The sequence below is a fragment of the Paenibacillus xylanexedens genome (assembly GCF_001908275.1).
GTDB classification, from domain to species: Bacteria; Bacillota; Bacilli; order Paenibacillales; family Paenibacillaceae; genus Paenibacillus; species Paenibacillus xylanexedens_A.
The window spans coordinates 476,049-500,481 of record NZ_CP018620.1 but is presented as its reverse complement, the minus strand read 5'-3'; the positions used below and the strand labels follow the sequence as shown (position 1 = coordinate 500,481).

Here is a 24,433-nt window from a genome sequence, read left to right as displayed (position 1 = left end):
TTCATATTACGAATCGGAAGTTAGTCCAATGGATGGCAGTGCCACTAGTACTTTTAATGGTTGTTCTTACAGGATGTCAGGCTGTGGGTGGAGTAGACGTTGGCAAAGCAATGGCCAATGGCGCGAGTATCAAGTCCGGTGAATCCAGACAATCCATGAATATAAACATAGAACCGGCTAAGGAATTTGCTACAGAAAAAGACCTTGAAATGATCGAACTTATTAACTCCATATCCCTGGATATTGATCAAGCCAAAATGAAAGATGCGAAGACAGCATCGATCAAAGGTACACTGAGCATGGAGGGAACGAAGTTACCTTTCCACGTGTCCATGAATGAGTCCCAATTGGTCATTGATCTGGACGGAGCCCAGAAACCGCTGTACATGTCTCTGGATACGTTCCAGGATGCACAGGCGCTTCCGATGGTAGATACGAAGGCTCTGGAGAAACAACTCGAGGAAATTTCCCCGAAACTGTTCTCTTTTGTCCTGAAGCATCTGTCCAATCCGAAGAACATCTCCGTAACACCGGTACAGGAATCCGTGAATGGCGAAGCACTTAGCCTCTCCAAGCTGCATCTGGAAGTGAGTGGTGAAGAGATGCTTGCCATGGTTAAACCTTTCCTGACGAGTATTTCGAAGGATGAGCAAGGACTGAAAGATTTGATTGGCGATCTGTACGATGTGTTCTACCCTGTACTGGAAGCAGTGAATGAGGTAGAAGGTGGGGGAGATGACACGCTGAATTCGATCGTTCCTGAATCGAAAGATGAAGCCGTTGCGTCACTATATGCCATCATCAAAGTAGGACTGGACAGTATGCTGGTCAATTATGATCAGGAGCTGAACAACCTGTTGAATGAGACTCCTGAATTCAAAACGGTATTTGGCACAGATACCAAACTGAAATTGGATTTTTATCTCGACAGCAAGCTGGATGTTCGCAAGCAAAACTTTGAACTGAAAGTAGCACTGCCTGCTTCCGAAGATCTGCCGGTGAAGTCCGTAACGGTAAGTGGAGACAGTGAACAGTGGAATATCGGTGGCACAGTTGCAGTTGATGAAGTGGATGTTTCGGGCGGCGTTATGGATCTGATGAAGGATGATATTACGCCTGGACAGATGCTGCGCAATTTTGATTCCAATTCACTGGCATACCAATTGCTGAAAGATGAAGCTGGAATCACGAGTAAAAGTGTAGTGCTCTTCCCGGATGATGAATACGCTGGGGCGATCACGGTTAAGAACACAACATTTGTTCCGCTTCGCTACGTGTCTGAAGAATTGGATGCTGAAGTGAAATGGACCAAAGGCTCAAACCAAATTGTTGTCATTGACGACATCACTGGTGATGAGATTGTCCTGACCGTAGGTTCCAAGAAGGCAACCGTTGCTGGTAAAGAAGTGACTATGGTGGAATCCGCTTATGTAGGCAAAGACGGCAAGACGTATGTGCCGCTGCGCTTTATGGCTGAATCCCTTGGAGCTACTGTAGATAAGGAACAAGAAACAGGCTGGATTTACATTGACCGTCCTTAATTTCTTATGACTTAAAATAATGAAATGCTGGGGAGTGCCTCTATTAGAGGTGCTCCTCTTTGTCATGTCGTACCAGGTCTCGCGAATGGCAGGCCCATACGGAAGCATACTAATCTGGTTGAGATGCTGGTTGTAACAGATCCCCGTTAGATTAGAGCAAATGAAGAAATGGGTATTTACGTATGGAGGATCTCAAAAACAGCAAAGGGAGGTCTATGGATTATGACTGAACGATTTGCGGGTAAAGTGGTCCTGATTACAGGTGGTGGCTCCGGTCTTGGACGATCAGCTGCTGTGGAAGTTGCACGTGAAGGCGCAAAACTTGCCTTGGTGGATGTGAACATGAAGGCGCTGGAAGAGACCAAGCGTGTGATCTCGGAAGAGGTACAGCATGCCGAGTTTCTGCTAATTGAAGGTGACGTAGCTGACGAAGAAGCTGTGAAGAAGTATGTTAGCGATACGGTCAATGAGTTCGGACGTATTGATGCATTTTTCAACAATGCAGGCATTGAAGGCAAGCAAAACCTGATCGAGAACTACGAGACAGAAATGTTTGATAAAGTTATCGATATCAATCTGAAGGGTGTATTTTTCGGGTTGAAGCACGTCCTGCCTGTGATGAAAAAACAGGGCGAAGGATATATTGTGAACTCGTCGTCTGTCGGTGGCATCCGCGCCGTGCCAAACCAGATTGCCTACGGAGCGAGCAAACATGCCGTAGCTGGCATGACCAAAGATGCAGCGATTGAATACGCCGAGCATGGGATCAGCGTTAATGCAATTGCACCCGGAGCCATTCTGACAGATATGGTTATAGGCTCGTTCAAACAGATCAATCCGAATGACTGGGAGTCAGCATCCAAAGAGTTCGTGAAGGACAACCCGGCGAAGCGCTTGGGTGAACCGAAGGAAGTAGGGCGTCTCGTTGCCTTCCTGCTGTCTGGCGAAGCACCATTTATCAATGGAGCCATTATTCCGATTGATGGTGCGCAGTCAGCCAAATATTGATCCCATAATCATCAACAGCACATCAATGCGACATAGATATATACTGAAGAACGCCCTTTTTCGCCAAGTTGCGGATTGGGGCGTTCTTTTTTGGGTTTGATATTCAAGGGGGCGTATCCCGTATCCGGCAGGTTAAGTGTGCTGTAAAATCTGCGGCTTTTTGCTAAACCCGGTACTCCCGGCTATAAAGCCCATCTGGCGATAGAATTCATGTGCAGCTTCACGTTCTGGGCGATTGCCACTGTTCAGAGACAAGGAATCCACGTTATGCGTGGCTGCCCATTGCTCAGCTTCAAGAATGAGCTGACGGCCGATGCCTGAGCCTCTGAATTGGTCGTGCACAACCAATGCCAAGATACGGCAGTGTCTTCCATTCTTTTCATACAGATAAGACGTCTGTAATCCGATCAGTCCAACTACGCGTCCGCGTGCTTCAGCAACCAGTGTAGTAAAGTTTGCGTCCGCAGAGATATGGGTATAGCGCTCTTCCATCTCGGCGTACGTGGTGGGATAACCGAGTTGATCCATCAGAATGACCATATCTTGAAGATCTGTAGTGGAGCTATGTCTAATCGTCACATCCAGGCTCATAATGTTGTATCCTCCTTGGGTCTTTCCTTCAATGAAAGTTCAATAATGGTATCCAGCAGCTCTGCAAAAGAAATGCCTGCAGCGGCTGCACTTTTGGGCAGCAGACTGTTACGGGTAAGACCCGGCAGCGTGTTCACTTCAAGCACATACGGCATGCCTTCCCGAATCATCATATCCACGCGAGCGTAGACGCTGCATTTGAGCACCTGATAGCAGGCCAACGCGGCGGCTTCAACGCGATGGTGAAGTTCCAAAGGCAATTGCACAACCTGTTCATCGGCCCCGTGGTCATCATATTTGGAGGCATAATCGAAAAACTCGGCGCTCGAACGAATGGAGATCACCGGCAGCATCTTACCATCCAGAATGGCACAGGTAATCTCTTCACCTTCGATATACTGTTCAATCATGACCGTATCATCCCAGGCGAGGGCAGCCTCTACAGCAGCGGACAGGGCGGAAGCTTCCTTCACCACTTGGGTACCGATGCTGGAACCGCCTGAATTGGGTTTGACTACCACGGGGTACGTTAATTGTTGAACAGCAATAGAGGACAGTTCCTCGATATGACTCACTCGCAGCCATTCTCCGGTAAGCACACCTGCATGCTGCATGAGTTGTTTGGACATGTCTTTATCCATGCATACACTGCTCGCAAGCACGCCACAACCTGTGTAGGGAATACCCAGGGATTCCAGTGTGCCTTGAACCGTACCGTCTTCGCCGTATTTGCCATGCAGGGCAAGCAGTGCCACATCAATCCCCGCTGACTTGTCGATTAGATCGCGCTTGGTATTCAGCTCAATGGGTACAACCTCGTATTTGTCTCTATTCAGGTTTGCAATCATCTCCTGTCCGGTGAGCAGGGAAATATCCCGCTCTGAAGATGTACCGCCCATAATCACGCCAACTTTCATGTGAAATCCTCCTTATCTCATTTGAGCTGCTGTCTCGCCAATGATGCAAATGCCTTTACGTATATTTTCATCGCTGACTCTGGAGAAACCCAGACGCATCGTGTTTACACCCTGACCAGGTTCCAGATAAAAGGTATCCCCTGGTGTGAACGTTACACCTTTCACTTTACAGGCTTCCAGCAGTTCACGGGTTCTGTATTCGGACGGGAACTGCACGAACAGATGCAGACCACCCGCACCGGAAATTCGGCACATTGGCAGATGCTGCTTCAGGCAACGCACAACCAATTCATATTTTCGCTTATACTCTGTGCGAGCTCGCTTCAAATATTTCTCGAAATTACCGTTGCTCAGATATTGATACAATAACGATTGGTCCAGCGTGGAGGTATGGATGCTGCGTGCCCGTTTCATACTCTCCAGATAATCAATCAGCGCCGCATCCGCAATAATCCAACCTACCCGCAGACCTGGGAACAGGACTTTAGAGAAGCTGCCCAGATACACCAGTGCATTGCCTTTGCCCATGCTGGCGATCAGGGGAGATACATGGGAACCGGAATAGCGCAATTCTTCGTTGAATCCATCTTCAATGATGGGAACCTGATACTTGTTCATCAACCGGATGATCTCTACCCGTTTTGCAGGGGACGTCACAATCCCGGTTGGATTGTGATAGGAGGGCACAAGATATGCCAGATCATATGGACTTGCCTCAAGTTCATGTTCCAGTTGTTTCAAGTCCAGGCCATCCGGCTCCATATTCACACCGGTCAGGTGGAACTGGTGTAATTTTAGATTTTTGATCGCCGTGTGGTGCGTTGGATTCTCACAGAGCGCTTTTCCGCTTTTTTTACGCAACGCTCCAAGCACCAGATCGAAACCTTCCGTGAATCCGTTGGTGATAAGAATATCCTTGCCACGGAGGTCGACACCTTTGTTCTCCATATAACGTAATAAATAGTTCATCAGCGGTCTATATCCTTGCGCATATCCGTAATTCAGCAGTACTTCGCCTTCAAGTGACATGCGATCCAGAAAAGCCCGTTTCACGTTGTGCAGATCAAACAGCTTTTCATCCGGTGCTATGCTGGTAAACGATATCTCACCGCGCTCTGCTCCGGAGCCATGCTTCATCAGATCGTATTGCTCTGCCTGAATGGCATACTCGCTTACCTCTGTCGTCCAGTCCAGTTTCCAGCTTGCTGCTGCCTCAGGTGTTTCGATGGAGGCACTGACGTAATTGCCCTTGCCTTTGACTGCATAGATCAGTCCCTCATCTTCAAGCTCGGCATAAGCGAGCAGGACCGTACTTCGACTAACCTTCATGAGTGTGCTGAGTTCACGGGTCGACGGCAGTTTTTGTTTGGCTTGCAGGCCGCCTTTGAGCATCAATCGCTTCATATAATCTTTGACTTGTATATATACAGGGCGGTCCTCCGTCAGTTGCAGATCGGAATACATCCCATCACTCCCTCTATTGGTATCTTGCCATATTATAAACCCAGCAGAAAGAACCACGATACCTCTGTTTCCCTGAGCGTGTGGTTGGTTGTTCGCACAAACGCAAAAAAGCCCTGGCAGTATGCCGGGGCCTGGTGGTGAAACTTGATCCATTTTCTATAGTACTGCTGCTATAATTTCTACAGTTGCATTGCATGACTAGTCTCTCTAGGATCGATAGCTATCTGACCTTCTACGTGTGTCTATTAACTTCAGTACGACTATAATTGCAGGCTTTCTAGGTGATACTTAAAATCTACAGTGAATCATGAATCTAGGTCTTTCTAGGTTTGCTTGCTGCAAGGGTCGAGTAGATGATGAATCCACAATCTATAAGCTAGGGTTCTTGCTAACTGTACTCTTGTCGTGATCACGTAACAGAATTCAGCATGAAAAAGATATTCAATCATAGGGTACAATAGACGGAGGTAGATATAAAGACGTATGTCTCAGTGCCCAATTTCTTCCTCATACCCCTATAGTACCACTTTGAATCAGGGAAGTTAACCTTTTTTTTGAAATATTTGTCGTAATAGCGAAAATTGCGTGAATTGTACTTCATATAGATTGAAATGGTGTCCCTTTATAATATGTGATAGGATGTAAACCTATAGATAATGAGGAAGTGAGCCTATTGATTAATATTACCGTGCCAACACCGGATGTAACCATCACAAAGCAGGCTGATCCACAGCTTAGCCACATTTATGGATTTACTGATTTTCACCTGATTACCCGGGAACTAGGCGGGATTTTCATGTTTTACAATGCCGCTGGAGAGTTGTTATTTGTCGGGAAAGCACGTAAATTAAGACCACGTATCAAAAAGCATTTTGAAGACACGGTATCACCAATTAAGAATCACCGCGAAGAAGTAACGAAGATTGAAGTATGCCTGGTTGAAGATCCGGTAGATCGTGAAATTTACGAGACGTATATCATCAACACGATGCGTGCGAAATACAATGTAGATAAAGTCTTGTACAAATAAGACACTTAAAAAGCACATGAACATGCAATGTCTGGGACATATGTCCTAAATGTTGCGCCAGTGGGTACGGATGTAATCGAAGGATTGCATCCGATTCCTTCTGGTGCCATCCCGATCTTTTCGAGGGAGTAGCTTGTAGAATTGAACCGTAGTACGCCCAAACTTAGTATCACAGATATATCAAATACATATGAAGAGGTGATTGTGTTGATCGGTCGTAGCGGTAACCCTACACTTAAAGACAGCACGTTTGAAAACAGAGGATATGGAGAAGATCGGTATCAGAATTACATGACGATCAACGGCACGGTGAACAAAGCGTTTATTACGCTAGTGATCCTGCTGGCTAGTGCTTTTGCAACCTGGATGATGTTCTTTAACGGACAAGAAGTGATGCCGCTCGCTTATGGCGGATTGATCGTTGGTTTCATTCTGGCACTTGTGATTTCGTTCAAACCCGTAGCGGCACCTTATCTGGTACCCGTCTATGCTGTGGCAGAAGGTTTGTTCCTGGGAGCACTCTCGGCGACCTATGAGTCACTGTATAACGGAATTACCTTGCAGGCGGCCCTGTTGACCATGGCTGTATTCATTGCTCTGTTGATGGCATACAAAACCAGATTGATCAAAGCTACGGAGAACTTCAAGCTTGGGGTCGTGGCTGCAACTGGCGGTATCATGATCATGTATCTGCTGAGCTTTGTACTTGGTTTCTTCGGAATTTCGATTCCTTACCTGCATGATAACAGCTTGATCGGCATTGGTATTTCGGTCGTTATCGTGATTGTGGCTGCCCTCAATCTGGTCCTTGATTTCGACTTCATCGAGGGTGGTGCTGAACGTGGTGCGCCCAAGTACATGGAGTGGTACGGTGCATTTGGATTGATGGTTACACTGGTATGGCTGTACATTGAGATCATCCGTCTGCTTGGCAAATTGCGGAGCCGGGATTAGTTCTATTCGATACGTCAGAGACGTAAACGTAGTGTGAATGTAAAGCTAAAAAGCTAACGCGTGATACTCACGTCGTTAGCTTTTTTGGTATATGAGGACGAGACTGCGGGGCGGTCCGTAAGACGGGTGGCTGTTGTTGACCACGATTGCTTCTGGATATCTCCGTACTGGAGATCTTCCTGCCACTGACGACTGGGGCCAGAGTGTATATCGCGCAAAGGACCAAAGAGAATGAAATCATTATCATTGGTGCAGGAATGATCGGTGCAATCAAAGAATAGGTCCTGTTATCTGAATAAACACCAAAAATCCCTGACGTTTTCGCCAGGGATTTTTGGTGTTTATCTCGACATGATTGCTGGTTGGTATATCTACAATAAAAATCTAAAAGCTTATAATTGCTATGTTCATCCATGTATTGCTTTGGTTTTAAGCTGCTCGAGCAATAATCTGGTTACTTTCCAGAACTGCTTGAGCTTCAGCGTTTGAAGGACGGTAGCCTTTTTCGAGCAACTCTTTAATGTAGATTTTGTTGTAAACGAAAGAGAATACGATCCCACTAATCCATGCTCCGAATCCTACAGTGAAAATACCAACGGCTACGGAGATCAAGAACATGATGGCAGCCCATTTCAAATCACCACGGAACAACGCAGGGAAAAATCCGAAAAATAATGTTGTCCAGCTGAAACCTACTTTCACGTTCTTGGTTACACCTGCACTGTTTTGCAAAAAGATATGCATCTGTCCACTTCCTTCTAAAATAATGAATCGGAGAGAGAATCGAGTATTAACAAGTATGTAGTATAATTCTAGTCACAAATACCTGATTATTATTACCTATTCTTCTTCCTTTTGGTCCTATAGTACCATTAACTGGACAGGATGTTAATCTTTTTTTGAAAATTATGGTTTTCTATGAGATATATGCTCTTTTTGATTTTTGATCAATAGTAAAAATAAAGGAGGGTCATTGACCTCTCCTTCATCATAATGCCAGATGTAACGAATCTCACAACTCTTAATCGAGGATTTTTAGTGTTTAGTGAAACCTAACGAACCTTAGATACCTTATTTGTACAGAGTTCAGCTATAACAACGTGAAATAGAGCATGTAGAGGGAATTAGCGTGTGTAGGATTCCTTAGAATACCAGAGTCGTGTATTTTTAGTCATTAAGGTGTCTCAGATTCGTTACAGCTCGACCTTGACTTAAACTCCAAAAAAACCCAATTAAGCCCCACCTAGCCGCGCACTAAATCAACTCTGTATATAGATCCTCCAAGGTGATGATCTCGGGCTGGCTTGGCAGCTCTCCACCAGCCGAACATGCCGCAAGCATATGTCCTTCATCCAGTCGCTGACTGAGAAAGAGATAAGTCTCGGCCTGTTTGCAATGCCAATCTTCCCGCTCATCAGGTAGGATGGCGAAGGAGTCCAGTGGTATGGACAAGCCCATACCGACTGCCTTGATATAACTTTCCTTCAGCGTCCATAGACGGTAGAAGGTCTCCAGCCGACGATCGTCAGGCTCGGCGGCCAAGAACTGGCTCTCCTTAGGAGAGAAGAAACGCTCTGCAATCTGCATGTCAATTGGAGCTATTTTTTCCACATCTACGCCCAGTTCATCTGTACTGCCAGAGATCAGAGCAATCCAATCACCAGAATGGGAGACGTTGAATTGTACATCCGAATGGTGATTGAGCGAAGGTTTGCCGTAGGAATTACGGGAAAAAGAAAGATCAGCAGGCCTTAGGCCGATTAACTTGCTCAAAGTCACGCGAGTCAATATCTCGCCCAGCACGGAGCGATACGCGTCAGCCTGACGCACAAAACGCGAAGCCTGAGCACGTCGATCGGCAGAAACTTGCGACAAAAAGTGGTTCCAGTACGCCTCGGGCAATACTTCTGGAACTTGGAGCACACGAATAGTTATCATCATTTATCACCTGAATACGTATTCGGCGCAGTTCAGTAACTTCCCTTTATATGGAACGTCCCCTCAACTCTTCCTCCCAAATCATCACTATACGGATGCCCCTAACAAGCAAGCCGGTTGTCTCGCTTTTCATGTTAAGATTTCAGGTAATGCATCTTTATCTCATGCTTCTTGCGCTTGTTTCCATTCTATATGCGCAGACTGCACTCGCTCCCACATCTCTTGGCATTCCAGTTCGTTGTAATTCACCAAGGGTTCATGGAATATTTCAGTTAATACGTTGCGCCACTCGGTATAATTCCGGATCTCCGTTTTCCGGATTCCTTCGATATCATGAGTTCGGAGCATACATCCACGTAATTCATGACTGCGATTCTTATCCCGCTGACGAAGCAAAAATACGTTATGCCAAGGTGATTCGGCCGCCCGACTGTAGAATTCATGTTTGGGGATGAACTCCTCCAGATCGTGGACTACCTCGGGAGCATAGTCGACTCCTTCACTTGGCCCATTCGGCTCGTACTCAAGCCGCCATCCCCCAGCCACAACAGAAGATGGCATCAATTGGTACGTAAACGGAGCTGAACCATAGGTTCCATAACGAAGTGGCAGAGGTTCAAAGGGCATTCCGCCCAGACCTACGTCTACAATCCAGCGCTCAACTGTCAGGTCAGCATCCGGCAGAAGCACAGATAGTCCGAGATGGAATGAGTTCACGCGGGGTTGTTCCCCATGAGGCTGTACTCCACCGCGATGCCAATCAACCGTATAACCCAGCGAGCGGAGAAGAACACTAAATGCACCATTTAGATGAAAGCAGTAGCCGCTGCGTCCCTGTAATATAAGCTGTATTGAATCTTGAAGACCGATTCCCGCAGGACGACCTGCAAAAATATCGACCGTTTGCCAGGACAAATATTGCACATGTGCCCGCTGGAGTTCAAATAAGAATTCCAGTGTAGGTTCCTTTATATCATCTATGCCGATCCGTTTCAGATAGGCCTGTATTTCAGCTGTATTCAATAGTTCAATCATTCAGAGTCACCTCACGTCATATGGTGGGCTGCATGTGGTAGTTATAAACTTCTGCTGCCCTGAGTTCATTGTAAAAGTGAACGGATGAAAACAACATGATCAGTTGAGTAGATTGTAACGGTACAATTATTGAATAAAGCCTTGAAATTCATTTCAAAAGATGGACATGGTTTTGATCTCATTGAAATACAATATATGGATGAGCTATTTCTTTTTCCGGGGTATGCTAACCCTTTGGAGTGGATATAGGTTAGAATATAGATAGATAGCAGGATTAGGAGATGGAAAAATGGCTAATGATGAAGTGATTTTGACACAGGAAGGCTTGGAAAAGCTGGAGGACGAACTGAAGGATTTGAAGACGGTGAAGCGTAAGGAATTGGCAGCTCGTCTGAAACTCGCGATCAGTTACGGTGACCTGAAGGAAAATAGTGAGTATCATTCAGCCAAAGATGATCAGGCCTTTATGGAGACCCGAATTTTGATCTTGGAGAAGATGCTGACAAAAGCAAGAGTCATTTCTTCAGACAATATAGACTCCAACAAAGTGAGCATTGGATCGACGGTGTTGCTTAATGACATTGAGTTCGCCGAGAAGATTGAATATAAAGTGGTTGGCCCTGCCGAGGCCGATGTTGCGGATAATAAAATTTCGTACGAGAGCCCGCTGGGCAAAGAGATAATGGGCAAAGAAGTGGGCAGCGTCATTCATGTCAATGCTCCGATGGGCGTTATCAAGTACGAGTTACTTCAAATTAAAGTGTAATTCAAAAAGAGAGGTGCTCCGCAGTCATCCAAATGGCTGAGGGGACACCTCTTTTTGATTCTATTGGGTTTTGAACGGTTGGGAATACGGATTTGTTGAAACTTCATACGGTTGGACTAACGGACTTTATCACATACTGTGTTTAAGGAACTTATGAGATGAAGATTTCCGTGTGTTTTATATGTAAAAAAATAACATTTCGACAAATTTCGAATTTCGAATGACCTGACAAGTTGAGTAGTATATAATTACGGGAAAACTTTAAAGTGATGGAGTAGATACGATGAATTTTAGTAAGCCTAATCTAGATCAAGACAACGCTGGCAAAGGAGAACGTTTCTCCCAAGCTGGATTTATCCTGGCGGCCATTGGTAGTTCGGTTGGTCTGGGCAACATGTGGAAATTCCCGTACATTACGGGTGAGAACGGAGGGGCTGCGTTTTTCCTGCTCTTCATCGTCTGTTTGCTGCTGATTGGTCTGCCGGTGCTACTGGCGGAACTTGCGATTGGTCGCAGTGGCAGAGGTAGTGCAGCTACTGCTTTTATCAAAGCAGGTGGACATAAGGGCTGGCTCGCAGCCGGTTTGCTGCAAGTACTGACTCCTTTTATCATCCTTTCTTTTTATGTCATTATTGCTGGCTGGACCTTGCAATATGCAATTACGTCATTCAGTGGAACATTGTTTAACAATCCGGATTATGCGGGACAATTCAATTCCTTCATAGGCGGTTATATGCCGATTGTGTGGCAACTGGTTTCGGTTCTGATTACAGGCTGGATTGTTGCCAAAGGGGTATCTAACGGAATCGAGAAGTTCAACAAGGTACTGATTCCAGCAATGTTGGTACTGCTCATTATCCTGATGATTCGTGCAGTTACATTGCCGGGTGCAGGTGCTGGGGTATCCTTCTTCCTGAATCCGGACTTCTCGCAGCTTACAACCGAATCAGCACTGGTAGCGCTTGGACATGCCTTCTTCTCCCTGTCACTCGGGATGGGTATCCTTGTAACCTATGGTTCGTATGTCGATAAAAATCAATCCCTCGGTGCGGCAACCGTCGCCGTTGGTGCAGGTGACCTGATCTATGCATTCATTGCGGGTCTGATCATCTTCCCAACAACATTCTCGTTTGGTATTGCACCGGACCAAGGACCGTCACTGATCTTCGTGGCTCTTCCGGCGGCCTTCTCGGCGATGCCACTTGGCTTCTTGTTTGGCGGACTGTTCTTCATCCTGCTGGCTATTGCGGCATTAACGTCAGCAGTATCCTTGCTGGAAGTTCCGGTGAAATATTTCATGGAACGTTTGTCCTGGAGCCGCAGTCGTGCGGTATGGGTTATATCACTCGCGGTCTTCATCGTAGGACTTCCTTCTGTATTGTCGCTCGGCTTGCTGCCTGAATGGACGATTGGATCGAAGAGTGTGTTCGACTGGATGGACTTTGTAGCATCCAACATCCTGCTGCCTGTAGGTGGACTGCTTGTAACGATTTTTGCCGGATACTTCTGGAAAACGGCTGCTGAAGCTTCCGGTCTGCGTTCCGGATGGTTCCGGGTGTGGCTGTTCATGTTGCGTTACGTAGCTCCGATCCTGGTTTTGCTGGTTCTACTGCACACATCCGGTATCATTCACTTCTAATGGTGAAGGCCCGTTAGGGTGAAATATGGTCTGTTGTGCAGATTTACCATGGATAAAACCTCTTGGAAGAAATGCAAAAGCCCTTGTTTTCCCTCGACAATTTTGGGACAATACGGAGTAGAGGTTTTTTGGGTAGGACCGATAAGCCATATGCTTTTTTGCGAAAAGAGGATTATACAATGAACAAATCATCCATATATGGATTAACATTAGAGCAATTACGTTCCTGGCTACCGGAGCATGGGCAGAAAAAATCCCGTGCTTCCCGGATCTGGGAATGGTTATATCAGGAGCGTGTACACGATTTCCCCGCGATGTCCGATGTCCGTCAGGAATGTCTGGACGTTCTCTCCGAGCATTTCACAATGAACTCGCTGAGCGAACATGTGAAGCAGGAATCGACAGATGGTACCGTGAAGTTTCTGCTTCGAATGCAGGACGGCAATCTGATTGAGACCGTATTGATGCGGCAAAAATACGGACTTACCGTCTGTGTGACCACACAAGTGGGTTGTAACATTGGCTGTAGCTTCTGTGCGAGCGGTCTGATCAAGAAGAGCCGTGACCTGACCGCTGGAGAGATTGTAGAACAGATTATGCATGTGCAGCGGCATCTGGATGCAGCGGGTCAAGACGAGCGGGTAACCAACGTGGTTGTGATGGGGATTGGCGAACCATTCGACAACTTCCAGCACATGAGTGATTTCATCGAAGTCATCAAGGATCGCAAAGGACTGGCACTTGCCGCCAAACGGATTACTGTGTCCACGAGTGGCCTTCCGGACAAAATCAAGGAATTTGCAGACAGCAGTCTGCAGGTTAACTTGGCGATCTCTCTGCATGCACCGAACAATGAACTGCGTACACATATCATGAAGATCAACCGGGCTTTCCCGATTGAGCAATTGATGGATGCGGTGGATTATTATCTGGCTACAACGAACAAACGCATCATGTTTGAGTACATCCTGTTACGTGATGTTAATGATCAACGTGAGCATGCCGCGGAGCTCGCTGAACTGTTGTCCAGTCGCAGAAGTATGGTCAGTGTGAATCTGATCCCATACAACCCGGTGGATGAGCACAGTCAGTATCAACGGAGTACAGAAGAATCGATTCTGGGCTTCTATGATATGCTCAAAAAGAACAACATCAACTCCACTGTACGTATGGAACATGGTACGGATATCGATGCCGCTTGCGGACAGTTGCGCAGTAAACAAATGAAGAACAACACTGCCGAATCTGAGCCAGGCCGTCTGGCACTGGGATAAGATACAACGCGGATCTGGCAAATAAGTTAGGATACTTGGTTGTTATAAATCAGTGCCTGTACTTTGTACGTGCCATTTATCGTTGTTGAGTTCGCGAATGCGTTGCCTGAATGTAAAACGCCTCTGTATATCACTGAGAAGTGATAACGGAGGCGTTTTTTGGTGTCATTATTTCAGTTTTTTGGTCATCAGCAGATGGGGAATGCCATCTTCCATAAATACTTCAGACGCGGGTTCATATCCGAGACGTTCGTAGAACCCGGAAGCTTGTACCTGTGCGTGCAGCTTGGCTTTCTCAAGACCATCAGCAACAGCCATTTGCTCCAGCTTGTCGATCAGCACACGGCCCAGGCCGTGTTTGCGGTAATCAAGCATGACACAGATCCGTTCCAATTTGGCGACCTGTTCCACAATGCGCAGTCTGGAGGAGGCAGCCGGTACACCATCTACGTAGAGCAGAATGTGGCGCGCGTCCGCGTCTAATGCATCATAAGCGTCGAATTCATCCTCTGCGGGTACGCCTTGTTCTTCGACGAAAATAGCAGTACGAATGGCGAAGCAGGCATCGAGCAATTCCTGATTAGTAACTTCAACAATCGTTGTATTCATGAATGTTTCTCCTTTGGACGATAGTAATCATATCCGGGCATGATAAACTGGTATATAGCATAATCATTGCAGCCGTTCCATGTGAGTATCATGGTTAAAATTTAATCCAATTTAACTGTAGTTATATCACTATTTATGTTGTGAATGCAACAATTTTATAAAAGGACGTGAGCGCATTGACTGATAAAAAAGAAGTGTTGCGTGAAATTGGCATGATTGCCCGCTGTCTGGATTCGATCAGCAATGTCGAATTTCAACATCTGAACTTGTCCCGAGGCCAATATCTGTATCTTTATCGCATATGTGAGAATCCGGGCATTATTCCCAACCAGCTGGCTGAACTAATCAAAGTAGATCGAACGACAGCGGCCAGAGCGATTAGCAAACTCGAATCCGATGGATTTATTGTCAAACAGTCGGCAATAGACAATAAGAAGAACAAGTTGTTATATCCGACAGAAGCTGGCCTGAAAGCATGGGAATTCATTCGTAAAGAGGGCGAGCATTCCGACCAGGTGACGCTGGACGGCTTTACGGATGAAGAGATAGAGACAACGGTTAAGCTTCTCCGCCGAATGCGCCACAACATCGAGGTAGACTGGAAATTTGTCAAAAAGGGCGGCCGGCGGTCCTACATGGATATCTTAGAATGAACAATACCTCTATCCTTGACCCCTACATCTCAGACCCTAGCCGAACCGATCTCAAGGAGCAGAGTCATTATCTCACAATAGCAAAAGTACAGGAGGGAATCATGAAGAGAATGAACCGGAAAACAGTAACGTGGTTGGTCATATTGGTGGTCAGTATTGCAGCAGCGTTCATTATTTTCATGAAGGAGCGGTTCGTGATGAATGAATTATCCCCTACAGTATCCTTTGTACAAGATCATATGACCAATCCCAATGGTTTACTTGCGTCCTATTTGCAGGATGCCACATCCGAAAAAGCGGATATCGTAGCAGGCAGAGAGGTTTTATCTGAATCACTTGGTCTTTGGATGCAATATGCTGTGGCCAAGAACGATCAGGCGTTATTTGAGCAAAGCTATGAGCTGCTGACGACCTATTTCCTCATGCCGCAAAAATATATTGCCTGGAAGCTGGATGCTGAGGGAAAATCTCACGTGACCACCAACGCGCTCGGTGATGATTTCCGAATTGTCGGTGCCTTATTAAAGGCAGCAGATCAATGGCAACAGGGAAGAGAAGCCAAACTGGCAACGGCCTCGGATATTTCCCGTACACTGACGCAGTCGGTTCAGAATAAAGGATATTATGTTGATTTTCACGATTTTGGCAACGGTTACTCCGCGGATATGTTAAGCCTGGTTTATGTGGATCTACCGTCTCTCCAATTAATGGAGAAGCATGAAATGCTGGAGCCGGGCACATATGCCAAGTACGAATCCATGTTGAAGAGTATGCCGGATGACGGGATATTTTATCCGAAAACATTCAATGTGGGGACGAAAGAGTATACATATGATGACACAGTGAATCTGATTGATCAGCTGATCGTAGCGAACCATCTAACTGCGACCAGCCGCAAACCGGACAAGCTCATTGCTTTTTTGAAAAAAGAATTCAATACCCGTCATCAGCTGCCGGGACAATATAAGCGTAGTACTCGCACACCTGCGGTATCTTACCAATCTCCATCCGTATATGGACTCGCGATGCTGCTTGCGGTTCAGTCAGGTGATCCAAAATGGGCGAAACAGCTGTATAAGCATATGATCAGCATGCGTAGTCTGGACGCCAGTTATCCAGGCGGATATGTATTTAGTGGAAACACACATATGTTTGATAACCTGTTTCCTTTGCTTGGGGAGACTGAATTACAAAAGTTACTTAAAAAGTAATAAAAATGTCATTTAATATATTCAACAATGTGTTAACATGATGTTTGTCTATTCATGTCATATATTGTTTACTCGAAATATCACTAACCAATCTACTGGAGAGAAGAAACCTATGAGGAATAAAGCACCCATCCTTCGTATTGCATGGGGATATGCGAGTTTGATTGGATTAGCCGTAATCCAGCAGCTCGTTGTCTATCTTAAGATTTATATGAATCAGAGTTATACTACACTGGATGTGGTGTTTAGCATTGTGTCGCTTGGAGCGCTGATCCTGGGTTTTGTGATACCTGTCGGGGTATCTGTCGTCGCCGGATTTATCTATCTGGTCTCTTATTTTGTATGGCTTGTTACCTACGCGGATGTAAGTGTACTTACGTTCTCTTGGTGGCTGCTCATTCCAGCCAATGTGGCTGTGGCTGCTTTTATCAAGGCAAGTCTTGTGCGCAATGCGCGTGTCATGGAGCGTCTGCAGGAGCTTCAGGAGCGTAATCCGGAGATTGATCTGGATACCTCTCTGGGCAATAAGGATGCACTTGCGGATACGCTTGTTAAGCAAAGTAATCTAGCCAGACGTTATTCGGAGCAATATGGATTCAGCATGGCGATGTTCAAGATCGAGTTTTTGCCGTTGGTACTGGAATCACTCGGTTCCGTACGTTATGCACAGTTCCTTCTTGAACTATCCACTACCATACAGAAGCAGATTCGGTTTGAGGATTATAAATTTTTTGTGGATCGAGGACGTTTTGTGATTATCTGTCCAATGACCAATGTGGAGTACCTGCCCATCCTGACACAACGGATCAAAAAAGCCATGATGGATCTGCAAATCATCGATAAAAAGGGAAATGAGTTGCAGACGGTTATTCGATCGGGTGCACTGGTATTTCAGAAGGAACAATTCAGTAAGTATGAGGATATCGATGCTGTTATTGCGGCACTGGAACGGAACACAGAGACAGATCTCATTGGTGAATACATCTAGATGCTATGGGGGAGGAGTATTTCTGTGAATTATTTAACATGGTTTGTTCCATTATGTATTGTAGTTAGCAGTTTCTTTGCCATTACGATTCTTATATTAACCTTTGCGACTCTTCGTTTTCGAGGGAAAATTAACAGGAAATATGATCGGAGGAAATTGAATGGCTGATTTCCTGCTGTTGATGTCCATCCTCAGTATTTGGATATCCGTCACCGAGTCGATTGTCATTATGGCTGGAGCTATTCGTTTCATTAACAAACAAGAAAAAAAGGGAATTCAAATTCCTGAAAGTATGGATGATTACCCCACTGTGACTGTCATGGTGCCTGCGCATAATGAAGGGGTAGTTATCGTGTCTACCGTTGAGCATATATTGCGTCTGAACTACCCTGAGCATAAAGTTCAAGTTATTGTTATTGCAGATAATTGTACAGATAATACAGCAGAGCGCCTGAAGGAACTCAAGGCCAAGACGAGTTATGCAGATCGTGACTTTACCATTCTGGAGCGTACCGGTACAGGTGGGAAGTCGGGAGCTTTGAATGATGGCCTTAAACTGGCGTGGGGAGAATGGATATGTATCTATGACGCAGATGCGGCGCCTGAGCGGAATGCATTGATGTTTTTGACACAAAAAGCATTGGAAAACCCGGAGAAGTATGGTGCTGTATTTGGTCGAAACAAAGCTCGTAATCGGGGTCAGAATTTTCTCTCCCGTTGCATTAATCTGGAACTTGTAACGGTCCAACGTGTTCACCATACGGGGCTATGGGAGTTATTCAAACTGGGCACGATTCCTGGTACGAACTATATTATCAAGGCAGCACTGATCCGTGAGATTGGTGGATGGGACCCTGATGCGATCACGGAAGATACGGCCGTGTCGTTTGATATTCTTACTCGGGGTCAGCTTATTGCATTAGCGCCACAAGCAGAGGCTTACCAGCAGGAACCTGAGCAATTATCGGTATATATGAAACAGCGCCAGCGCTGGTCCAAGGGAAATTACCAGGTTGTTATCGACAATGTGAAGCATTTATTTGACCGTACTAGCTGGAGAATTAAACTGCATGTTCTGTACTATGCTGCAAGTTATTTCTGGTTTATGATCGCTATTATTGTATCGGATATTATTTTTGTCTCGAATCTAGTGTATCAGGTTATTGCATTATTTAATCCGAATGTCATTTCTCCCTTCCAGTTCTCAGGGGATGTTTACGTGTATCTCGTAATAGCATGGGCATTAATGTACTACATTTATGTACTACAAATTAATCTCGCACTCTCAGCAGATATTGGGCAAAGCAATACGCAGAATTTTATTGTGGCCTGCCTCTCCTATTTCACATATGCCCAGTTATTTCTGGTCATATCCGTCAAAGCATTTATCTCGCTTATTGGAGATAAGCTATTCCGGAGAGAAACCAAATGGTACAAAACGCAGCGTTTTGGCTGAGAAACATCAACTTATAAATGAAGGGCTGTTTTCTGGATTCGTTCAGAAGGCAGTCTTTTTTACTATGGAAAGATTGGTTGGCATTATGTATACTCTTTCAGGCTGTACATATTGAACGTTGCATAAAGGAAACGGAGGCGTGTGGAATGGGCTACAGGGGACCTGAGTTTTACGATAATGAGGAAAACTTTGAGAAGTATATGGAACGCCGCCAGTGGCAGGAGAATGCCAATGATACGTTAGAGAAACCCGTTATGCTAGAGCTGATCGGAGACGTTGCGGGCAAGAGCATACTGGATCTTGGCTGCGGGGATGCGAGGTTTTGCGTAGAATTGCTCCGTTCTGGTCAAGAGGGTACAACTTACACGGGAGTTGAAGGTTCACTGAATATGGTGCGGGCAGCTAACGAATCGGTTAAAGGCACGAATGCACAGATTGAACAGGCATTCATGGAAGACTGGACCTACCCGACCGGAGTGTACGATCTGGTTATATCGAGACTGGCTGTTCACTATATTGAAGATGTGGAGAGCCTGTTCCGCAACATATACAATACTTTGAAAGAGAACGGGACATTCATATTTTCGGTAGAACATCCTGTGATCACGTCCAGTCTGCAACCCTCCGGGACTCGAACGGATTGGGTGGTTGATCAGTATTTTGTAGAAGGATATCGGGAGCAGCAGTGGCTGGGCGGTTCTGTGAAATAGATGCACCGGTCCATTGAATCATACTTTATGGCATTGCAGCGGACAGGGTTCCGTGTAGAACATTTGCGCGAGTCAGCACCACAACGTGCTTATTTTGTAAACGAGGAAACCTATCTGCGCAGGCAACGCATTCCGCTATTTCTGTTTTTAGGTGTGCGGAAATAGGATAGTGGTAAAACGTATAGATAAATAGATGAAACCGTAAAGTTATACTCATAAATTAGAAAGTTCTACACAGAAAACGGTGGATAACACTAGATATAGCAGTAAAAAGCCCAAAATCTATCCACATGTGGATAAGATTTTGGGCTTTTTACTGTTATGTTTCTACACCTATGCTACTTTTGCTGTGTATAACCCCGCAATTATGAGTCCGCCGCAGCTCTGACATAGACACGTTCTCCGTGCCGATCCACTTCAACAGGTGCCTCGAAGAAGTTACTCAGCACTTCCGTGTTCATCAGATTGTTAGTTAATCCGCTATGGACTATTTCACCCCGGCGAAGCAGGAGGCTGTGACTAAAGACAGGCAATATTTCCTCGGTATGATGGGTGACATAGATGAGTGACGGGGTATCTGGACGCTGTGATAGTTCACGGATGCTATCCAGCAGTCGCTCTCTTGAGAACAGATCCAGTCCATTGCAAGGCTCGTCCAGAATGAGTACGCGCGGATTGGCCATCAGTGCTCGGGCAATGAGAAGTTTCTGTTTCTCGCCTTGAGAGCAGGTACGATATTCGCGATCCCACAGGTGCTGACAACCCAGCGTTTGCATCAATTCCTGTGCCTGATCCAGATCATCATCTGACAGCTTGTCATACAGGCCAATGGTGGCGTGTTTGCCGCTGATCACGACATACTGTGTGCGGTCTGTGCCATGCAATTTCTCTTGCAGAGATGAACTGACCCAGCCAATGGATTTGCGAAGCTGTCTCAGATCCACATCACCATATTCATGGCCTAACACGGATATCTTGCCTTCGGTCGGCCAGAGATATCCGGTGATCATGTTCAGGAGTGTTGTTTTTCCGGAGCCATTCAGGCCAAGCAACGCCCAGTGTTCACCGTCATTAACTTGCCAGCTTACATCGTTCAGCAGGGTAAGGGGTCCCCTTTTCCAAGTGACATGCTGTACATCAATAATCATGCGTTATTCCTCCCTTCTGTTATCCTCGAGTGTCCTAGATGTATTGTAGTCACAAAATCAGTGAGGTTTCAACGGTTATCACGCTGTTCTTGGTTGGTCCTTGCGCAGAAATACAGCACACACACCAAGCAGTGGCAAAAAAGAACATAACTTGATAACAAACGCAATGCTAGTCACGTCAATTAAGGAACCTAACACAACCGAGCCAAGTCCAGCCATGCCAAACGACAGGCCAAAAAACAATCCGGATACCGTTCCAATATGACGAGGAAGCAATTCCTGTGCATAAACAATGATGACGCTGAAGCCGGACATCAGGATTAGTCCAATCATTCCGCACAACACCATCGACAGGACGGGGCCCGCATAAGGTAGTAGTAGGGAAAACGGTGCAGTGCCTGCAATGGAGAACCAGATCATCGGTTTACGTCCATAGCGATCAGCGAGTGGGCCACCGAGCAAGGTTCCGACCATGCCTGCAAATTGCAGAACAAATAGACAGATCTGTGCCTGGGAGAGAGGCAAGTCATATGCATCGGCGTAATAGAAGGTGTAATATCCGGTCATACCAGCAATATATACGAATTTGGAGAACAGCAGCAGGATGAGAATTCCCATTGTAAAAGCGATGAATCCCCTGCTCACAGGCCGAGCTGCTGGCTCTGCGCCACTTGATTTTAGAGGGCGTTGCTGACGAATGCGAGTCTCGGCAAGCTTGTCTCTGTACCAACGACTGACAAAAGACTGAATAAAGATGCCGATCAGGGCAAAGCCCATCAGCCATAGAAAACTACGCTGCCCATGTGGCAGCAGGATGAAGGCGACCAGTAATGGAGCAATGGCCTGTCCCGTGTTGCCTCCCACCTGGAAGATTGACTGCGCCATTCCTCGTCCACGGCCAGCCGCCATATGAGCCACGCGTGAGGATTCGGGGTGGAGGATGGATGAGCCTATGCCAATCAATGCTGCCGAAACAAGCAGCATCCATAACTCGGAAGACAAGGCTAAGCCGAGAACACCGATCAGGGAGAATAACATGCCTCCGGGAAGCAGGATCGGCATTGGCTTCCGGTCTGACATATAACCGACCAGTGGCTGAAGGACGGATGCGGTAATATTCAGGGTGAAGGCAATCCAGCCCATCTGGGCGAAACTGAGCTGCATGGTCTGCTGGAATAGCGGGAAAGCAGACGGAACCACTGTCTGCATCGCATCATTCAGCAGGTGGGCGAAGCTGACTCCGGCAAGTGCCCAATTGGCGGAGGAGTTGATTTGCATTTTGCTTAAAGTGGCCTGAGCCATGGGAGATCACCTCGAATTATTTTTTTCTATGATAAAAGATGGGAGCAGATCATGTCTTTGTGAAAAGTGCTTGGAAAGTGAGCACGATTTGCTATAATGTCAGCAGGTGAGCAAACGATGGAATTAAACATGACGCTAAATGGGTTGGAATTATGGAAAGCTACCGGAGGGTTTGCGAATGAGCCGCATGTACATGACGACTGGTATCAGCTAACGCTGCCGGTCAGAGGTCAATGTCATCTGGTACAGGAACGGCATGCATACCCGCTAAAAGCAGGCATAGGGATTATTGCTCATCCCCAGACGGAGCATTATTTTGAGATAGGGTCGGATTCGGCTGTCATTGTGATCAAATTCCGTAAACCACCATTAGGTAGTTTAGAAGGGGCGGAGTTAAGTGGGGGGCGAGCTGAGTTTCGACCTACCCAGACTTTTGATCCTTCTGAGATCAGCAGTCTATTTCGAAGCTGGAATTCCATTTTGTTGGATGACGTGCCCGACTTGCTGCAAGTGCAGGAAACCGAGCTGGCGGTCGAGACGTATCTAAGACGCACGTTGACGGGGCAGGAAAATGGTAAAGGGACTGTGGATCACGGTACATTCATTGACCCTCATCTCCAACGAGTGTTGGATTACATTCACAGTGCCTATACAAGCCCAATGGATATTGATTCGATGGCGATGGTTGCGCATCAGAGCCGGTATCATTTTATGCGTTCTTTCAAAGCTCTTACGGGAACAACACCGTATCAATATTTGCTGAATTTGCGCGTAGAAGAAGCGTCCAAGAGGCTTCGCCATACAACAGATTCAGTGACCACAATCAGTTATGAACTGGGGTTTTCCAGCGTCAGTCAGTTTTACAGAGCCTTTCAGCGAGTGTATGTTATGACACCGATGGAATATCGGAATCACATTTAGATTTTAACGGGCAGTCTCGCATATGCGAGACTGTATTTTAGTACGTTACAGCATGCCACTCATTTTTGTTGTTGCCAAACATTGAAGAGTTTGCTAAGATGGGAAAAAGTTTATGTAAGCGTATACATTTAGGTTAAAATTACAACGTTGTAATTATGATTATGACAAGTATTGAAAAGAAAGAAATACGGTGTGAGGGGGACTAATTCAAGCTAATATATTGTTATTATGCAGAATAATATAGGTTGTTACAAAGTGTGAATGAAATGAATAACAAATACGTCAGTGAAATGACAATTCTTTTTTATTTAAAAATTCAAACGTTGTAATTATGTAGCGAAGGGGAGTGTTTCACGTTGAAAAAACGCATGTCCACGCTGTTCAGCCTGATCAGACGGGATAAGTATTTGCTACTGATGTTTTCGCCTATCTTTCTGTATTACCTCATCTTCATGTACCTTCCGATGCCTGGCGTGCTGTTGGCATTTCGTAATTTTCTGCCGGGGCAGGGCATGCTCAGCGGGGAGTGGGTGGGACTGCGCTGGTTCGACCAGTTCGTGAATTCCATCTACTTCTGGCGACTGCTGCGTAACACATTTTTGCTCGCCTTCCTGCCGCTCCTGTTTGGTTTCTCCATTCCGATTTTATTCGCTGTCTGCATCGTAGAGATCAAGAACCGGACATTCAAGCGATTTGCCCAGACGGTTACGTACCTTCCTCACTTCATCTCCACTGTTGTTGTAGCTGGCATGATTATTAACTTCCTGTCACCAACAGACGGTATCGTGAACACCCTCATCGCGAGTCTTGGCATGGAAAAAGTGAACTTTATGATGGATGCGAGCTGGTTCCGCACCATATTCACGAGTTCCGACATCTGGCAGAGCTTTGGCTTCAGCTCCATCATCTACATTGCAGCCATTATGGGGATCGACCCCGAGATGTATGATTCCGGCAAAATTGACGGCGTCAACAAATTCCAGGAGTTATGGCACCTGACCCTTCCCAGTATCAAACCAACCATTGTCATTCTTCTGCTCCTGTCGCTTGGCGGCATTATGAGTGTAGGTTTCGAGAAAGTATATCTGCTCTACAACGGAGCCACCTATGAAACGGCGGATGTCCTGTCCACCTATGTATACCGGATGGGGATTGAGGGCCAGAATTACGGCTTCGCCACAGCGGTCGGCTTGTTCAACTCCGTGATCACCTTTGTCCTTGTGTTTGCTGCCAATTCCATGACCCGCCGCCTGACCAAGATGTCACTCTGGTAAGACT

The 24,433-nt window shown here is 46.1% G+C and carries 24 protein-coding genes; 15 read left to right on the top strand and 9 right to left on the bottom strand.

Features of this window, described 5'->3' with window-relative positions; genetic code table 11:
- Positions 1-32: 32 nt before the first annotated feature.
- Both BS614_RS02040 and BS614_RS02035 read left to right on the top strand, forming a co-directional pair.
- Positions 33-1,541 (top strand): copper amine oxidase N-terminal domain-containing protein, encoded by a 1,509-nt coding sequence (locus BS614_RS02040; RefSeq protein ID WP_074092767.1) that lies wholly within the window; start codon positions 33-35, stop codon positions 1,539-1,541.
- A gap of 222 nt (positions 1,542-1,763) precedes the next feature.
- A complete protein-coding gene (locus BS614_RS02035) occupies positions 1,764-2,549 on the top strand; it encodes a glucose 1-dehydrogenase (RefSeq protein ID WP_074092766.1) in 786 nt (261 codons plus the stop codon).
- 132 nt (positions 2,550-2,681) lie between these two features.
- Here the strand turns inward: BS614_RS02035 and BS614_RS02030 are convergent, their stop codons facing one another.
- From BS614_RS02030 to pdxR, 3 genes are read right to left on the bottom strand one after another with little or no spacing between them, the layout of a single operon-like run.
- Positions 2,682-3,140 carry a GNAT family N-acetyltransferase gene (locus tag BS614_RS02030; protein WP_074092765.1) on the bottom strand — a complete coding sequence of 153 codons (459 nt, stop codon included), beginning with the start codon at positions 3,138-3,140 and terminating at the stop codon, positions 2,682-2,684.
- Positions 3,137-4,057: a D-alanine--D-alanine ligase gene (locus BS614_RS02025; RefSeq protein WP_074092764.1), complete on the bottom strand. Its 921-nt coding sequence runs from the start codon at positions 4,055-4,057 to the stop codon at positions 3,137-3,139. The genes BS614_RS02030 and BS614_RS02025 overlap by 4 nt, the downstream gene beginning before the upstream one ends.
- A gap of 12 nt (positions 4,058-4,069) precedes the next feature.
- Positions 4,070-5,521, bottom strand: a complete 1,452-nt coding sequence (pdxR, locus tag BS614_RS02020) for a MocR-like pyridoxine biosynthesis transcription factor PdxR (protein ID WP_074092763.1) — start codon at positions 5,519-5,521, stop codon at positions 4,070-4,072.
- 673 nt (positions 5,522-6,194) lie between these two features.
- On the opposite strand from pdxR, the gene BS614_RS02015 reads away from it, so the two are divergent.
- The 3 genes from BS614_RS02015 to BS614_RS32330 all read left to right on the top strand — a co-directional run bounded on the left by BS614_RS02015 (position 6,195) and on the right by BS614_RS32330 (position 7,786).
- Complete coding sequence (locus BS614_RS02015; RefSeq protein ID WP_036612270.1) at positions 6,195-6,551, top strand: nucleotide excision repair endonuclease; 357 nt, start codon at positions 6,195-6,197, stop codon at positions 6,549-6,551.
- Positions 6,552-6,758: 207 nt separating this feature from the next.
- The gene (locus tag BS614_RS02010; protein ID WP_074096651.1) at positions 6,759-7,505 is read left to right on the top strand and encodes a Bax inhibitor-1/YccA family protein; all 747 of its coding nucleotides are present in this window, start codon (positions 6,759-6,761) and stop codon (positions 7,503-7,505) included.
- A gap of 146 nt (positions 7,506-7,651) precedes the next feature.
- On the top strand, positions 7,652-7,786 hold the full coding sequence (locus BS614_RS32330; RefSeq protein ID WP_280523082.1) for a hypothetical protein: 135 nt from the start codon (positions 7,652-7,654) through the stop codon (positions 7,784-7,786).
- A 148-nt stretch (positions 7,787-7,934) separates the two neighbouring features.
- Here BS614_RS32330 and BS614_RS02005 read toward each other — a convergent pair whose 3' ends face one another.
- The 3 genes from BS614_RS02005 to BS614_RS01995 all read right to left on the bottom strand — a co-directional run bounded on the left by BS614_RS02005 (position 7,935) and on the right by BS614_RS01995 (position 10,478).
- The gene (locus BS614_RS02005; protein ID WP_074092762.1) at positions 7,935-8,249 is read right to left on the bottom strand and encodes a hypothetical protein; all 315 of its coding nucleotides are present in this window, start codon (positions 8,247-8,249) and stop codon (positions 7,935-7,937) included.
- A 510-nt stretch (positions 8,250-8,759) separates the two neighbouring features.
- A complete protein-coding gene (locus BS614_RS02000) occupies positions 8,760-9,446 on the bottom strand; it encodes a 4'-phosphopantetheinyl transferase family protein (protein WP_084174369.1) in 687 nt (228 codons plus the stop codon).
- Between the two features lie 159 nt (positions 9,447-9,605).
- Positions 9,606-10,478: an arylamine N-acetyltransferase family protein gene (locus BS614_RS01995; RefSeq protein ID WP_074092761.1), complete on the bottom strand. Its 873-nt coding sequence runs from the start codon at positions 10,476-10,478 to the stop codon at positions 9,606-9,608.
- A 289-nt stretch (positions 10,479-10,767) separates the two neighbouring features.
- Here BS614_RS01995 and greA point away from each other — a divergent pair, with 289 nt between their 5' ends.
- The 3 genes from greA (at position 10,768) to rlmN (ending at position 14,157) form a co-directional block, all read left to right on the top strand.
- Positions 10,768-11,244 carry a transcription elongation factor GreA gene (greA, locus tag BS614_RS01990; RefSeq protein WP_036612258.1) on the top strand — a complete coding sequence of 159 codons (477 nt, stop codon included), beginning with the start codon at positions 10,768-10,770 and terminating at the stop codon, positions 11,242-11,244.
- A 283-nt stretch (positions 11,245-11,527) separates the two neighbouring features.
- Complete coding sequence (locus tag BS614_RS01985; protein ID WP_074092760.1) at positions 11,528-12,883, top strand: sodium-dependent transporter; 1,356 nt, start codon at positions 11,528-11,530, stop codon at positions 12,881-12,883.
- Between the two features lie 179 nt (positions 12,884-13,062).
- On the top strand, positions 13,063-14,157 hold the full coding sequence (gene rlmN / locus BS614_RS01980; protein ID WP_074092759.1) for a dual-specificity RNA methyltransferase RlmN: 1,095 nt from the start codon (positions 13,063-13,065) through the stop codon (positions 14,155-14,157).
- 168 nt (positions 14,158-14,325) lie between these two features.
- Here rlmN and BS614_RS01975 read toward each other — a convergent pair whose 3' ends face one another.
- On the bottom strand, positions 14,326-14,766 hold the full coding sequence (locus BS614_RS01975; protein WP_074092758.1) for a GNAT family N-acetyltransferase: 441 nt from the start codon (positions 14,764-14,766) through the stop codon (positions 14,326-14,328).
- A gap of 212 nt (positions 14,767-14,978) precedes the next feature.
- Here BS614_RS01975 and BS614_RS01970 point away from each other — a divergent pair, with 212 nt between their 5' ends.
- The 5 genes from BS614_RS01970 (at position 14,979) to BS614_RS01950 (ending at position 19,784) form a co-directional block, all read left to right on the top strand.
- Entirely contained in the window at positions 14,979-15,419 is a 441-nt protein-coding gene (locus BS614_RS01970) for a MarR family winged helix-turn-helix transcriptional regulator (protein ID WP_074096649.1), read from the top strand.
- Positions 15,420-15,520: 101 nt separating this feature from the next.
- Entirely contained in the window at positions 15,521-16,630 is a 1,110-nt protein-coding gene (locus tag BS614_RS01965) for a glycosyl hydrolase family 8 (RefSeq protein WP_074092757.1), read from the top strand.
- A 112-nt stretch (positions 16,631-16,742) separates the two neighbouring features.
- Entirely contained in the window at positions 16,743-17,618 is an 876-nt protein-coding gene (locus tag BS614_RS01960) for a diguanylate cyclase domain-containing protein (protein WP_036612242.1), read from the top strand.
- A 160-nt stretch (positions 17,619-17,778) separates the two neighbouring features.
- Positions 17,779-19,074 carry a glycosyltransferase family 2 protein gene (locus BS614_RS01955; protein ID WP_074092756.1) on the top strand — a complete coding sequence of 432 codons (1,296 nt, stop codon included), beginning with the start codon at positions 17,779-17,781 and terminating at the stop codon, positions 19,072-19,074.
- A gap of 146 nt (positions 19,075-19,220) precedes the next feature.
- Positions 19,221-19,784, top strand: a complete 564-nt coding sequence (locus BS614_RS01950) for a class I SAM-dependent DNA methyltransferase (protein ID WP_425320267.1) — start codon at positions 19,221-19,223, stop codon at positions 19,782-19,784.
- Between the two features lie 365 nt (positions 19,785-20,149).
- On the opposite strand, the gene BS614_RS01945 is transcribed toward BS614_RS01950, so the two are convergent.
- Complete coding sequence (locus BS614_RS01945; protein ID WP_074092755.1) at positions 20,150-20,932, bottom strand: ABC transporter ATP-binding protein; 783 nt, start codon at positions 20,930-20,932, stop codon at positions 20,150-20,152.
- A gap of 78 nt (positions 20,933-21,010) precedes the next feature.
- Positions 21,011-22,234 (bottom strand): MFS transporter, encoded by a 1,224-nt coding sequence (locus BS614_RS01940; RefSeq protein ID WP_074092754.1) that lies wholly within the window; start codon positions 22,232-22,234, stop codon positions 21,011-21,013.
- A 117-nt stretch (positions 22,235-22,351) separates the two neighbouring features.
- Here BS614_RS01940 and BS614_RS01935 point away from each other — a divergent pair, with 117 nt between their 5' ends.
- Entirely contained in the window at positions 22,352-23,155 is an 804-nt protein-coding gene (locus BS614_RS01935) for an AraC family transcriptional regulator (RefSeq protein ID WP_074092753.1), read from the top strand.
- Positions 23,156-23,511: 356 nt separating this feature from the next.
- Positions 23,512-24,429 carry an ABC transporter permease gene (locus BS614_RS01930; protein WP_244898253.1) on the top strand — a complete coding sequence of 306 codons (918 nt, stop codon included), beginning with the start codon at positions 23,512-23,514 and terminating at the stop codon, positions 24,427-24,429.
- Positions 24,430-24,433: the final 4 nt, after the last annotated feature.

Coding starts and splice junctions, on each gene's coding strand:
- BS614_RS02040 (WP_074092767.1), top strand. CDS start 33: ATGGCAGTGCCACTAGTACTTTTAATGGTTGTTCTTACAGGATGTCAG.
- BS614_RS02035 (WP_074092766.1), top strand. CDS start 1,764: ATGACTGAACGATTTGCGGGTAAAGTGGTCCTGATTACAGGTGGTGGC.
- BS614_RS02030 (WP_074092765.1), bottom strand. CDS start 3,140: ATGAGCCTGGATGTGACGATTAGACATAGCTCCACTACAGATCTTCAA.
- BS614_RS02025 (WP_074092764.1), bottom strand. CDS start 4,057: ATGAAAGTTGGCGTGATTATGGGCGGTACATCTTCAGAGCGGGATATT.
- pdxR (WP_074092763.1), bottom strand. CDS start 5,521: ATGTATTCCGATCTGCAACTGACGGAGGACCGCCCTGTATATATACAA.
- BS614_RS02005 (WP_074092762.1), bottom strand. CDS start 8,249: ATGCATATCTTTTTGCAAAACAGTGCAGGTGTAACCAAGAACGTGAAA.
- BS614_RS02000 (WP_084174369.1), bottom strand. CDS start 9,446: ATGATGATAACTATTCGTGTGCTCCAAGTTCCAGAAGTATTGCCCGAG.
- BS614_RS01995 (WP_074092761.1), bottom strand. CDS start 10,478: ATGATTGAACTATTGAATACAGCTGAAATACAGGCCTATCTGAAACGG.
- greA (WP_036612258.1), top strand. CDS start 10,768: ATGGCTAATGATGAAGTGATTTTGACACAGGAAGGCTTGGAAAAGCTG.
- BS614_RS01985 (WP_074092760.1), top strand. CDS start 11,528: ATGAATTTTAGTAAGCCTAATCTAGATCAAGACAACGCTGGCAAAGGA.
- rlmN (WP_074092759.1), top strand. CDS start 13,063: ATGAACAAATCATCCATATATGGATTAACATTAGAGCAATTACGTTCC.
- BS614_RS01975 (WP_074092758.1), bottom strand. CDS start 14,766: ATGAATACAACGATTGTTGAAGTTACTAATCAGGAATTGCTCGATGCC.
- BS614_RS01970 (WP_074096649.1), top strand. CDS start 14,979: ATGATTGCCCGCTGTCTGGATTCGATCAGCAATGTCGAATTTCAACAT.
- BS614_RS01965 (WP_074092757.1), top strand. CDS start 15,521: ATGAAGAGAATGAACCGGAAAACAGTAACGTGGTTGGTCATATTGGTG.
- BS614_RS01960 (WP_036612242.1), top strand. CDS start 16,743: ATGAGGAATAAAGCACCCATCCTTCGTATTGCATGGGGATATGCGAGT.
- BS614_RS01955 (WP_074092756.1), top strand. CDS start 17,779: ATGGCTGATTTCCTGCTGTTGATGTCCATCCTCAGTATTTGGATATCC.
- BS614_RS01950 (WP_425320267.1), top strand. CDS start 19,221: ATGGGCTACAGGGGACCTGAGTTTTACGATAATGAGGAAAACTTTGAG.
- BS614_RS01945 (WP_074092755.1), bottom strand. CDS start 20,932: ATGATTATTGATGTACAGCATGTCACTTGGAAAAGGGGACCCCTTACC.
- BS614_RS01940 (WP_074092754.1), bottom strand. CDS start 22,234: ATGGCTCAGGCCACTTTAAGCAAAATGCAAATCAACTCCTCCGCCAAT.
- BS614_RS01935 (WP_074092753.1), top strand. CDS start 22,352: ATGGAATTAAACATGACGCTAAATGGGTTGGAATTATGGAAAGCTACC.